Source organism: Pseudomonas batumici, from assembly GCF_036585405.1.
Lineage (GTDB): Bacteria > Pseudomonadota > Gammaproteobacteria > Pseudomonadales > Pseudomonadaceae > Aquipseudomonas > Aquipseudomonas batumici.
Window position 1 is genome coordinate 2,945,673 of record NZ_CP144470.1, and the last position, 11,828, is coordinate 2,957,500.

Consider the following 11,828-nt stretch of genomic DNA (forward strand, 5'->3'; position numbering starts at 1 on the left):
CGAAGATCGCCCGCAGTTGATCGCAAGAACGCCAAGCCAGCGATCAGCTGCGGGTCAATCCGGTGCCTGATGCAGTACAATCGCTCCCTTTAATTTGCCAACCAGCCGGCCTCTCCCATGATCGAACCCAAGCGCGTCTTGCGCGCCCTCGCCGAGCACTGGGCCCTTCTGGAGCCTCTGTGCGAACACTTCGACCAAGGCACCCTGAGCCTCGGTGAACTGCGCCAGCAACTGGCTACCCAGCAACTGGACAGCACGCCCCAGGACATTACCAGCCTGCTGGACGTATGGATTCGCCTCGACATCCTGGTGCCCGTGGCGAAAAGTCCGAACCGTTTCGAGCTCAATGCCCAGATCCACGACTTCCTCGCCTACCTGCGCCGCGAGCACCGCCTGGGCCTGTGCCTGGAGATCGAAGCCTACCTGCGCCACCTCGAGCGCCTGGCCGGCTACATCCAGGACGCCTTCGACATCCGCGACGGCAACGACCTGGCCCGCCAGCTACGCCTGCTCGACATGCGCGTGCGCGACGTGCTGAAAAAGCTCGCCAACGACGAACAGGCCCTGGTGGCCGTCGCCGAACGGGCCAAGACCAGCGACCGGCAGATTCCGCTGCGCCAGCGTTACGCCGAGGTCCTGGCGACCTGGGACGAATACGTCGAGCCGATGATCCAGTTGGTGAACGCCGACGGCGCCTTCGAACAGGGCGTGCGCAAGGTCGAGAACGTGCTGTTGCGCATGCTCAGCGAACAGCAGCGCCTCGGCCACCTGGTGGACGACGACATGCTGCTGCGCACCCACGCGCGGATCCTGGAGATGCAGACCAGCGCCCAGTTGACCCTGCGCCATGCCCGCGAACTGCTGCTGCCGCTGCGTGAAGAAGCCCGCCGGCACAACGCCGTGACCCGTGGTGCCGCCCTGGCCCTGTCGGTGATCCGCCGCAAGGGCCTGGACGCCGTGCCGCAGGCGGCCATGCCGATGTTTACCCGCCCGCAGAGTACCTTTCTTGGCAGCTCCGGCCAGGTCGAGGCGTATGTCTACGCCCTGGCCCGTTTCGAAGCCAAGCCGTCGCGTTTCCCCAAGGCGCACAAGTCGTCCAAGGGCGGCGAGCCGCCGCGGGCCCCGCGCACGGTCAAGGAAATGCTCGAGCGCTGCACCGACGCCCTGCCGATGCCGGACCTGATGAGCTGGCTGCTGGAGCAGGAGCCGGAAGGCGCCACCGACGAATTGCTGTACTGGTTCTCGCGCCTGTCGCGGGAAAAACGTTTCCAGCGCGAGCGCCTCGAACGCCGCGACTACTACACACAGGAGCACCAGGTCAGCCTGCGCTCCTTCGCCCTGCTCTCGCGTACCGAAGAAGCCGGCGAAAATAGCGCGAGTACTTCCCATGCATCTTGATCTTTCCGAACTGTCCCAGCTGGCGCCGATCTTTCGCGAGCTGTTCAAGGGTTACCACGTCAGCCGCCGCGACCCGGAGCTGTACGCCCAATTGTCCAACTGCCAGGACCAGTACCGCACCCTGTTCAGGGCCCTGGGCTTCGAACTGGTCTGCGACACCCGCGGCTTCTACTACTTCGTCCCGGACAACGCCGCCGCCCAGGTGAACAAGACCGCCCAACGCCTGGCGCTGTTCACCTTCATCCTGGTGGAACACCTGGCCGACCAGGGCCGCGACCCGATTGCCGTGCTCGACGGCGGCAGCCTCGGCCGCGATGAACTGCCCTCGCTGCTGGAGAAGTACCGCGACCTGTTCGTCCAGGCCGAAGTTACCACCCAGGACGAACTGGAAGAGAAGATCATGCGCCGCATGACCCAGCTCGGCTTCGCCCTCGAGGAGCCCGGCCTGTTCCGCTTCCTGCCGCCGATGCACCGTTTCCTCGACGTCTGCCTGTCGGTCCAGCAGGACCGCGACATGGCCGCCAGCCTGCACAGCGTGCTGCCCCTGCCGACGCCGGTGCTGGTGGATGACGACAGCGACGAGAAACTGCTGGAAACCGATGACCCGCTGGACCTCAGCGAATTCGCCGAGCCCCTTGAAGAAAGTGAAGAAGACGCGCTGGCCCGGGCCATTGCCGACGAGCAACAGGAGATGGACGCATGAGCCAGGAACGCTACGGTATCCGCCGCTTCGCCCTGCTGAACACCGCCGGCTACAGCCTCGGCCTGTTTCCCCTGGAACACCCGCTGTCGGTGTACGGCGCGAACAACCTGGGTAAATCGGCCTCGATCAACGCCTTGCAGTTCCCGATCCTGGCGCGCATGTCGGACATGAGCTTCGGCAAGTACAGCCTGGAACAGTCGCGCCGGTTCTACTTCGCCAGCGACACCAGCTACATCCTCGTCGAAGTCGCCCTGCCCCACGGCCCGCACGTGATCGGCGTGGTCGGACGCGGCCCGGGCGGCGGTTTCGGCCACCAGTTCTTCGCCTATGCCGGACGCCTGGACCTGGCCCACTACCAGAAAGACGACACCTGCCTGCGCCAGAAGGAGCTGTTCAACAACCTGGAGCGCAACGGCCTGAAAGCCTACGAGCTCAAGCCCGATGAACTGCGGCGCCTGCTGGTTGGCGGCCACACCTCGATTCCGCTGGACCTGACGCTGATCCCGCTGCGCTCAACCAGCGAACAGAGCCTCAAGACCTTCCGCGCCCTGTTCATCAACCTGCTGCACATGCGCGAGATCACCGCCGCCAAGCTCAAGCAGCTGTTCCTCGATGCCTTCGAGCACAGCCTGCGCTCGGGCAGCGTCGACTATATCGCCGCCTGCGAGGAAGCCTTCCGCGACGTGCGGCGCATGGAGCAGGACTACAACGCCCTGGTCGCCGCCGGTCCCCTGGTCGAGGCGCTGGCCTCGGGGGTGCGCCAGCGTGACGTGCTGCGCGGCAAGCTGCACCGCATCTCGCCGCTGCTGGACTCCCTGCTCGGCACCTGGTCGGACTACGCCAGTGCGCGCAAGGAAGAGCTGCTGATCCAGTCCGAGCATTACCGCAATGAGCAGGACGCCCTGCAGAACGACCAGCGCAGCAGCACCCAGGAACTGATGCGCCTGGAGCGGGAAATCAGCGACCTGCAACGCTGGCTCGGTGAGCTGGCGGTGCTCAAGCATCGCTTCGCCCTGGTCGACGATGTGAAGGTGCTGGAACAGCAACTGCTGGCGGCCAAGGATGCCCACGACGAACTGGCCGGCGCCCTGGCCCAGTCCCGGCAGTTCAGCGCCGAGGACCTGGAAGAGCGCCTGCGCGACCTGGAAAAACGCCTGAAGTCGGTGAAGCAGCAACTCGATCATGCCGACAACAACAGCTATGCGCGCCTGCGCGAAGAGTTCTCGCAACAGGATGTCGAACGCCTGATGCGCCTGTTCAACAGTGCCCTGTTCAGCCTGCCGCTGGGCGAGCACGGCATTGCCCTGGACGAGGAAGGCGAGTGGGTCAAGTCGATGGAACTGATCCTCGACGGCTTCAAGGGCGAGCGCTTCGAAGTGCCGGGCCTGTCCATCGACCTGTCCCACATCGAGCCGCCGGCGCTGCAGGCCCTGGCCGATCGCGCCGCCTTGCGCGACCAGAAGGAGCGCCTGGACAAAGAGCTCAAGCAGTTGAAAACCCAACAGGCCGTCGCGGCCGACCGGGCGGCGAGCAAGACCCAGACCGAGGCTCTGTACCAGCAGGTACTGGACGCACAGAAGGCGTTGGAAGACTTCCGCCGCGCCCAGACGCTATCCGCCGAAGAGGCCGACAAGCTGGAACAACTGGCCCAACTGGAAGCCGCGCAGGATGAGCTCAAGCGCTCCAGCGACGCCTTCACCGAGCGCGTCCAGCAACTGTCGGCCAAGCTGCAACTGGTGGGCCGGCAGATCGGCGACATGGAGGCCAAGCAGCGTACCCTCGACGACGCCCTGCGCCGTCGCCAGTTGCTGCCGGCCGACCTGCCGTTCGGCACGCCGTTCATGGAGCCGGTGGACGACTCCATGGACAACCTGCTGCCGCTGCTCAACGACTACCAGGACAGCTGGCAGGGGTTGCAGCGGGTCGACGGGCAGATCGAAGCGCTCTACGCCCAGGTACGCCTCAAGGGCGTGGCCAAGTTCGACAGCGAAGACGACGTCGAGCGTCGCCTGCAGCTGCTGATCAACGCCTATGACCACCGCACCGACGAAGCCCTGACCCTGGGCAAGGCTCGCCGTGCGGCGGTGACCGATATCGCCCGGACCCTGCGCAACATCCGCAGCGACTACGACAGCCTGGAACACCAGCTGGCGCTGTTCAACCGCGAGATCAACAAGCGCCAGGTGTCCAACCTGCAAAGCTTCCGCATCGTGCTGGCGCCGAACAAGGAAGCGCTCAAGCACATCGACCAGATCATCCACAGTGCCGGCCAGTACGAGGAAGGCGAGACGCTGTCGGTGTTCGACCTGAGCCAGAGTGCCGAGCAGGACAACAAGAACGAAGAGGCCAAGGAATACCTGGCGCGGCTGGTGGCGGCGAACCACAACCAGTTGGGCTTGAAGGACCTCTTCGAGCTGGCGTTCGAGATCACCAAGGTCAACGGCCAGCCGGTGATCCACACCGATATCGACGGGGCGGCGTCCAACGGCACCACCATGACCATCAAGGCGCTGACCAACATGTACCTGTTGCTGCACCTGATGGACCGCGACCTGGCCGGGCGCGTGCGCCTGCCGTACTACCTCGACGAGGCGGCGGACATCGACGAACGCAACCAGGCGGCGCTGCTGGAGACCAGCCTGCAACTGGGCTTCGTGCCGATCCTGGCGAGCGTGAAACCGCAGGTGTCCGCGCACGTGGCCATCGACCTGGAAGGCGGTAGCGGACCGAACGGGATCTATATCGACGAAGCGGACTGGAAGTACATTCGCCGGCACGATCAGGTGCGGGCGATGGTGCAGAGCGAAGCGGCGGAACCGGAGTTGGACGAGGTCTGACGCCAGAAGCTGGAAAGCAAAAGGCCGCGATCATCGATCGCGGCCTTTTCATTTCGGGTATCGGTTATTTGCCGAGGCTGATCTTTGGTGCCCAGGTCAGCCATTCATCCTCGAACTTGTCGAACAGCGCGAAGGTCTGCAACGGCCGCGCCGCCGCGCCCATGCGCTCGTCATCCGGCGTGGCGAAGGCGATGCCACCCTGAATCAGCGTCTCCAGCGACTCGGTACGCACCGTCACACCCTTGAACAAGCCGAAGTCGGCACCGAACCCACTGGTATTCCAGAAGCGGCTGCCGCTGCGCACCAACGGTGCATAACGCGGCTCGATCAGGATATGGATCAGCACCCGGTCGGCGGTGGCCCCCAGCTCATAGCCCGTCACCTTGCCCACCGTCACCTCGCGGTAGGTCACCGGTACGCCCTCCTTCAGCGAACCACGCCGAGCGGCGCTCAGGGTCAGGCTCAAGCCGGCTTGCGGCACCGCCGCGGCCGGCGGCTCCTTGAGCGCGACAAAATCCTTCTGCACCCCGAGCTTCTTCGTCGCCGGCAGCACCTCCAGATACTGGCCGGTGACCAGGGTTTCCAGGTTGGAGGTCTTGATCAGTCCCAGCTCCGGCTTCACCACCCAGAACTGGCTGCCGACCCGGGCGATGCGCTCCGGCACTTCGGTAATCCGCGCCGAGAGCAGCACCGACTGCAGGTCATCGCTCAGGTCGACGCTTTCGATCTTGCCCACATCCAGGCCCTTGAAACGGATCGGCGTACCGCTGCGCAATCCGTCGGCGCGATCGACCCGAATGGTGATCAGGGTGCCTTGCTGCTGCGCCTCGTCATGGCTGGAGAACAGACGGAAACGCGGAATGCGTTTCTGCAGCGGCGCTTTGTCCTGCGGGGTCTCGAAGGCGATACCACCGGCCATCAGGCTTTGCAGCGATTCGCTTTTCACCTGGATGCCACCGGTCAGGCCACCGCTCAGGGTGATACCGCTGGCGTTCCAGAAGCGACTCGAGGCGTTGACCAGGTTTTCATATTCCTTCTCGATATGCACGCCGATCACCACTTGCTTGCGCGTGCGGGAGAACTGGTAGCTCTGTACCGTACCGACTTTCACCTGGCGGTAGAGCACCGGGCTGCCGACGTCCAGGGAACCGAGGTTGTCGGTGAACAGCACCATGTGCAGTCCCGGAGAACGCAGGTCCAGGGGCGGCGCCTTGGCCCGGGCCTCGAACTCGCGCTGCGGCTGGCCGCCTTTGTCGCCGGGGCGAACGGCAATATAGTTGCCCTTGACCAACGCCTCGAGCCCGGTGATGCCGGCCAGGGAGATCGACGGCTTGACCACCCAGAACTGGGTGCCGCTCACCAGGTATTCCTCGGCCAGCGGATCGAGGGTCAGCTCGGCGTTGGCGCTGGACAGGTCGGGATCGATCTTCAAGGCTTTCAGGCTACCGACCTGGATCCCCTTGTACATCACCGGCGTACGACCGGCCTGCAGGCCTTCGAAGTCGGTGAGTTTCACCTTGACGCGGATCCCTGCCTGGGCGGCGTCGAAATCCTCATAGAGGCGGAACGGCAGGCTCGGGTCGGTGGGCGGGCTGTCCTTGCGATTCTCCGGCGTGGCGAAGGCGATGCCGCCGGCGACGATGCTGGCCAGGGACTCGCTGCGCACCTTCACCCCGGACAGGTTGGCATCGATGCTGATGCCGCTGGCGTTCCAGAAACGCGTGTGCTTGCGCACCAGGTTGGCGTAGGTCGGCTCGATAAAGACCTTGAGCTCGACCATGTTCTGATCCGGGGACAGCGCATAGCTTTTGATCTGGCCGACCTGTATCTGCTTGTAGAACACCGGGCTGCCACGGTTCAGGGAGCCCAGGCGATCGGCCTTGATGGTGATATGCAGGCCCGGCTTGAGGTCCGACAGCGGCGGCTCCTGGGTCAGTGCCTTGAACTTGCGCTCCGGTTCGCCATCGCCGGGGCTGACCGCGATGTAGTTGCCGGACACCAGGGTGTCCAGGCCGGTAATCCCCGCCAGGGTCACGCTGGGCTTGACCAGCCAGAAGCGGGTATTGGTGCGCAGGGACGACTCGACGTCCTTGTTCATCTCGATGGTGGCGATGACCCCCTTGGAGCTGCCTTCGACATCCAGGTTCAGCCCCTTGACCTTGCCGATGGGCATGCCCTTGTAGACGATCTCGGTCTTGTTGGCCTGGATGCCCTCGCCGCTTTCGAAGCGCACCTGGATTTCGATGCCGGTCTGGTTATAGGCCCGCCAGCCGAGCCAACCGCCGATGACCAGAGCAATCAGCGGCAGGACCCAGATGGCCGACCAGTTCGAAGCCGGGCGGATTTTGGCTTTTGGCAAATCACTCATGGTCGTCGTCCGACTCCGTGTTGTCCCAGATGAGTCGGGGATCGAAAGTTACTGCGGCAAGCATCGTCAAGATCACCACACTGGCAAAGGCTACCGCGCCGAGATTGGCTTCGACGCTGGCAATTCTTCCAAAGTTCACGATCGCCACCAGAATGGCGATCACGAAGATATCCAACATTGACCAGCGGCCAATGAACTCGATGAAACGGTACATGATGATCCGCTGCCGGGCCGACAGCGGCTGGTGGCGCTGCACCGAGAACAATAGCAGGGCGATGCCCACCAGTTTGAACGTCGGTACCAGGATACTGGCGACAAAAACCACGGCGGCGATGGGAAACATGCCGTGCTGCACCAGGACGATGACACCGGACATGATGGTACTGGGGTCACCCTTGCCCAGGGAACTGATGGTCATGATCGGCAGCAGGTTGGCCGGGATATAGAGAATCGCCGAGGTCAGCAGCAGGGCCCAGGTGCGCATCAGGCTGTTGGGGCGCCGTGGGTGTACCAGGGCACCGCAGCGGGTGCAGACCTGCTCGTCGCTGCCTTCTTCCTGCCGGTTCAGCTCGTGGCATTCCGTGCAGATCAGGATGCCTGCATCAATGGCCCGCATGTTCGTCCTCCCCCGATAACGCCTGCCAGACCTGGTGGGGCGACATGATCACCTCCAGCAGCACCTGGGTCAGCAGCAAACCGACAAAGCAGGCCAGGCCCAGTCCCAGGCTCAGCTCCGCCAGGTCGGCGAGTTTGACAATCGCCACCAGCACGCCCATGAGATAGACCTCGAGCATGCCCCAATCGCGCAGATGGTGGTAAATGCGGTACAGCAACAGGCCGTAGCTGCGCCCAATATCCCAGCGAATGCTCAACAACACGGCCAACTGGCAGGCCAGCTTGAGCAGGGGGATGCCCATGCTGCACAGGAACACCACCACGGCGATGCCGGACATGCCGGTATGGTACAGGCCCAGCACACCGCTCCAGACCGTGTCTTCGGAAGAGCGGCCCAGGAGATTGAGCTTCATGATGGGTAGGAAGTTCGCCGGGACGTACAGCAGGAGCGCCGCGATCACCAGGGCCAGGCTGCGTTCGACGACATTGTGCCGATGGGCGTAGAGCTCATAGCCGCAGCGTGGGCATTGGGCTTTCTCGCCGAGGCCGAGCTGGGGCTTGCGCATCAGCAGGTCGCATTCGTGACAGGCCACCAACGCGTCCAGCGGTAATTCAGACACCTTTGAGGTATCAACCGGATCCGGCATAAATGGGCTCAGGCTCTGTAAAGGACGGTGCCTATTCTAGTGTTCCAGCTCGAAAATAACTGTGCCAATTTGTCAGGAAATGGTCTAGGTATGGTAGCTGGCCTGCCGGCAGTGGCGGCCGGATAGCCAGCAGGACCGATGGGGCCTGGACTTTTAGCGGCGCAAAAACAAAACCCCTACCTGCGGTCGCAGATAGGGGTTTTGGAATTTAATCTTGACGATGACCTACTCTCACATGGGGAAACCCCACACTACCATCGGCGATGCATCGTTTCACTGCTGAGTTCGGGATGGGATCAGGTGGTTCCAATGCTCTATGGTCGTCAAGAAATTCGGTAGCCAGGTCGTTTTCTCTTACGAGATCACGCTCCAGCGAATGGGTATGTGACAGCTTGGTGTTTTGTGAGCTACAAACTTTCGGTTCGTTTCGTCTTCACACACCGCAATCTGGTGCTCTTTCGAGTCAGCAAATTGCTTGGGTGTTATATGGTCAAGCCTCACGGGCAATTAGTATTGGTTAGCTCAACGCCTCACAGCGCTTACACACCCAACCTATCAACGTCGTAGTCTTCGACGGCCCTTCAGGGAACTCAAGGTTCCAGTGAGATCTCATCTTGAGGCAAGTTTCCCGCTTAGATGCTTTCAGCGGTTATCTTTTCCGAACATAGCTACCCGGCAATGCCACTGGCGTGACAACCGGAACACCAGAGGTTCGTCCACTCCGGTCCTCTCGTACTAGGAGCAGCCCCTCTCAAATCTCAAACGTCCACGGCAGATAGGGACCGAACTGTCTCACGACGTTCTAAACCCAGCTCGCGTACCACTTTAAATGGCGAACAGCCATACCCTTGGGACCGGCTTCAGCCCCAGGATGTGATGAGCCGACATCGAGGTGCCAAACACCGCCGTCGATATGAACTCTTGGGCGGTATCAGCCTGTTATCCCCGGAGTACCTTTTATCCGTTGAGCGATGGCCCTTCCATACAGAACCACCGGATCACTAAGACCTACTTTCGTACCTGCTCGACGTGTCTGTCTCGCAGTCAAGCGCGCTTTTGCCTTTATACTCTACGACCGATTTCCGACCGGTCTGAGCGCACCTTCGTACTCCTCCGTTACTCTTTAGGAGGAGACCGCCCCAGTCAAACTACCCACCATACACTGTCCTCGATCCGGATAACGGACCTGAGTTAGAACCTCAAAGTTGCCAGGGTGGTATTTCAAGGATGGCTCCACGCAGACTGGCGTCCACGCTTCAAAGCCTCCCACCTATCCTACACAAGCAAATTCAAAGTCCAGTGCAAAGCTATAGTAAAGGTTCACGGGGTCTTTCCGTCTAGCCGCGGATACACTGCATCTTCACAGCGATTTCAATTTCACTGAGTCTCGGGTGGAGACAGCGCCGCCATCGTTACGCCATTCGTGCAGGTCGGAACTTACCCGACAAGGAATTTCGCTACCTTAGGACCGTTATAGTTACGGCCGCCGTTTACCGGGGCTTCGATCAAGAGCTTCGCGTTAGCTAACCCCATCAATTAACCTTCCGGCACCGGGCAGGCGTCACACCCTATACGTCCACTTTCGTGTTTGCAGAGTGCTGTGTTTTTAATAAACAGTCGCAGCGGCCTGGTATCTTCGACCGGCATGGGCTTACGGAGCAAGTCCTTAACCCTCACCGGCGCACCTTCTCCCGAAGTTACGGTGCCATTTTGCCTAGTTCCTTCACCCGAGTTCTCTCAAGCGCCTTGGTATTCTCTACCCAACCACCTGTGTCGGTTTGGGGTACGGTTCCTGGTTACCTGAAGCTTAGAAGCTTTTCTTGGAAGCATGGCATCAACCACTTCGCGTCCTAAAGGACACTCGTCATCAGCTCTCGGCCTTAGACTCCCGGATTTACCTAAGAGTCCAGCCTACCACCTTAAACTTGGACAACCAACGCCAAGCTGGCCTAGCCTTCTCCGTCCCTCCATCGCAATAACCAGAAGTACAGGAATATTAACCTGTTTTCCATCGACTACGCTTTTCAGCCTCGCCTTAGGGACCGACTAACCCTGCGTCGATTAACGTTGCGCAGGAAACCTTGGTCTTTCGGCGTGGGTGTTTTTCACACCCATTGTCGTTACTCATGTCAGCATTCGCACTTCTGATACCTCCAGCAAGCTTCTCAACTCACCTTCACAGGCTTACAGAACGCTCCTCTACCGCATCACTTGCGTGATACCCGTAGCTTCGGTGCATGGTTTGAGCCCCGTTACATCTTCCGCGCAGGCCGACTCGACTAGTGAGCTATTACGCTTTCTTTAAAGGGTGGCTGCTTCTAAGCCAACCTCCTAGCTGTCTAAGCCTTCCCACATCGTTTCCCACTTAACCATGACTTTGGGACCTTAGCTGACGGTCTGGGTTGTTTCCCTTTTCACGACGGACGTTAGCACCCGCCGTGTGTCTCCCATGCTCGGCACTTGTAGGTATTCGGAGTTTGCATCGGTTTGGTAAGTCGGGATGACCCCCTAGCCGAAACAGTGCTCTACCCCCTACAGTGATACATGAGGCGCTACCTAAATAGCTTTCGAGGAGAACCAGCTATCTCCGAGCTTGATTAGCCTTTCACTCCGATCCACAGGTCATCCGCTAACTTTTCAACGGTAGTCGGTTCGGTCCTCCAGTCAGTGTTACCTAACCTTCAACCTGCCCATGGATAGATCGCCCGGTTTCGGGTCTATACCCAGCGACTAAACGCCCTATTAAGACTCGCTTTCGCTACGCCTCCCCTATTCGGTTAAGCTCGCCACTGAATATAAGTCGCTGACCCATTATACAAAAGGTACGCAGTCACAGAACAAAGTCTGCTCCCACTGCTTGTACGCATACGGTTTCAGGATCTATTTCACTCCCCTCTCCGGGGTTCTTTTCGCCTTTCCCTCACGGTACTAGTTCACTATCGGTCAGTCAGTAGTATTTAGCCTTGGAGGATGGTCCCCCCATATTCAGACAAGGTTTCTCGTGCCCCGTCCTACTCGATTTCATGACTAAGAGATTTTCGCGTACAGGGCTATCACCCACTATGGCCGCACTTTCCAGAGCGTTCCGCTAATCTCAAAGCCACTTAAGGGCTAGTCCCCGTTCGCTCGCCACTACTAAGGGAATCTCGGTTGATTTCTTTTCCTCAGGGTACTTAGATGTTTCAGTTCCCCTGGTTCGCCTCTTGCACCTATGTATTCAGTGCAAGATAACCAGCTTATGCTGGCTGGGTTCCCCCATT

The 11,828-nt window shown here is 60.7% G+C and carries 6 protein-coding genes and 2 rRNA genes (1 of these 8 only partly in view); 3 read left to right on the top strand and 5 right to left on the bottom strand.

All coding sequences use genetic code 11. The annotated features are described in order from the left end of the window. Positions 1 to 117: 117 nt before the first annotated feature. Genes mksB through mksF form a run of 3 tightly spaced genes read left to right on the top strand, consistent with a single transcriptional unit; the run spans position 118 to position 4,938 of the window. Entirely contained in the window at positions 118 to 1,398 is a 1,281-nt protein-coding gene (gene mksB / locus NUH87_RS13340; protein ID WP_338526311.1) for an Mks condensin complex protein MksB, read from the top strand. Then, entirely contained in the window at positions 1,388 to 2,101 is a 714-nt protein-coding gene (gene mksE, locus NUH87_RS13345; protein ID WP_040070948.1) for an Mks condensin complex protein MksE, read from the top strand. The genes mksB and mksE overlap by 11 nt, the downstream gene beginning before the upstream one ends. Then, entirely contained in the window at positions 2,098 to 4,938 is a 2,841-nt protein-coding gene (gene mksF, locus NUH87_RS13350) for an Mks condensin complex protein MksF (protein WP_338526312.1), read from the top strand. Before mksE ends, mksF begins: the two co-directional genes overlap by 4 nt. A 64-nt stretch (positions 4,939 to 5,002) precedes the next feature. Here mksF and NUH87_RS13355 read toward each other — a convergent pair whose 3' ends face one another. The 5 genes from NUH87_RS13355 to NUH87_RS13375 form a co-directional block, all read right to left on the bottom strand. Then, entirely contained in the window at positions 5,003 to 7,306 is a 2,304-nt protein-coding gene (locus NUH87_RS13355) for a PqiB family protein (protein ID WP_338526313.1), read from the bottom strand. Next, positions 7,299 to 7,922, bottom strand: a complete 624-nt coding sequence (locus NUH87_RS13360; RefSeq protein WP_040070953.1) for a paraquat-inducible protein A — start codon at positions 7,920 to 7,922, stop codon at positions 7,299 to 7,301. Before NUH87_RS13360 ends, NUH87_RS13355 begins: the two co-directional genes overlap by 8 nt. After that, positions 7,909 to 8,568: a paraquat-inducible protein A gene (locus NUH87_RS13365; protein ID WP_338526314.1), complete on the bottom strand. Its 660-nt coding sequence runs from the start codon at positions 8,566 to 8,568 to the stop codon at positions 7,909 to 7,911. The genes NUH87_RS13360 and NUH87_RS13365 overlap by 14 nt, the downstream gene beginning before the upstream one ends. Positions 8,569 to 8,780: 212 nt before the next feature. Beyond that, positions 8,781 to 8,896, bottom strand: a 5S ribosomal RNA gene (gene rrf / locus NUH87_RS13370). Between the two features lie 158 nt (positions 8,897 to 9,054). Then, positions 9,055 to 11,828: ribosomal RNA gene (locus NUH87_RS13375) — 23S ribosomal RNA — on the bottom strand; it runs 117 nt beyond the window's last position.

Bases quoted from the DNA above. Each gene is read 5' to 3' on its own strand.
- mksB (WP_338526311.1), top strand. From the start codon at position 118: ATGATCGAACCCAAGCGCGTCTTGCGCGCCCTCGCCGAGCACTGGGCC.
- mksE (WP_040070948.1), top strand. From the start codon at position 1,388: ATGCATCTTGATCTTTCCGAACTGTCCCAGCTGGCGCCGATCTTTCGC.
- NUH87_RS13365 (WP_338526314.1), bottom strand. From the start codon at position 8,568: ATGCCGGATCCGGTTGATACCTCAAAGGTGTCTGAATTACCGCTGGAC.
- mksF (WP_338526312.1), top strand. From the start codon at position 2,098: ATGAGCCAGGAACGCTACGGTATCCGCCGCTTCGCCCTGCTGAACACC.
- NUH87_RS13355 (WP_338526313.1), bottom strand. From the start codon at position 7,306: ATGAGTGATTTGCCAAAAGCCAAAATCCGCCCGGCTTCGAACTGGTCG.
- NUH87_RS13360 (WP_040070953.1), bottom strand. From the start codon at position 7,922: ATGCGGGCCATTGATGCAGGCATCCTGATCTGCACGGAATGCCACGAG.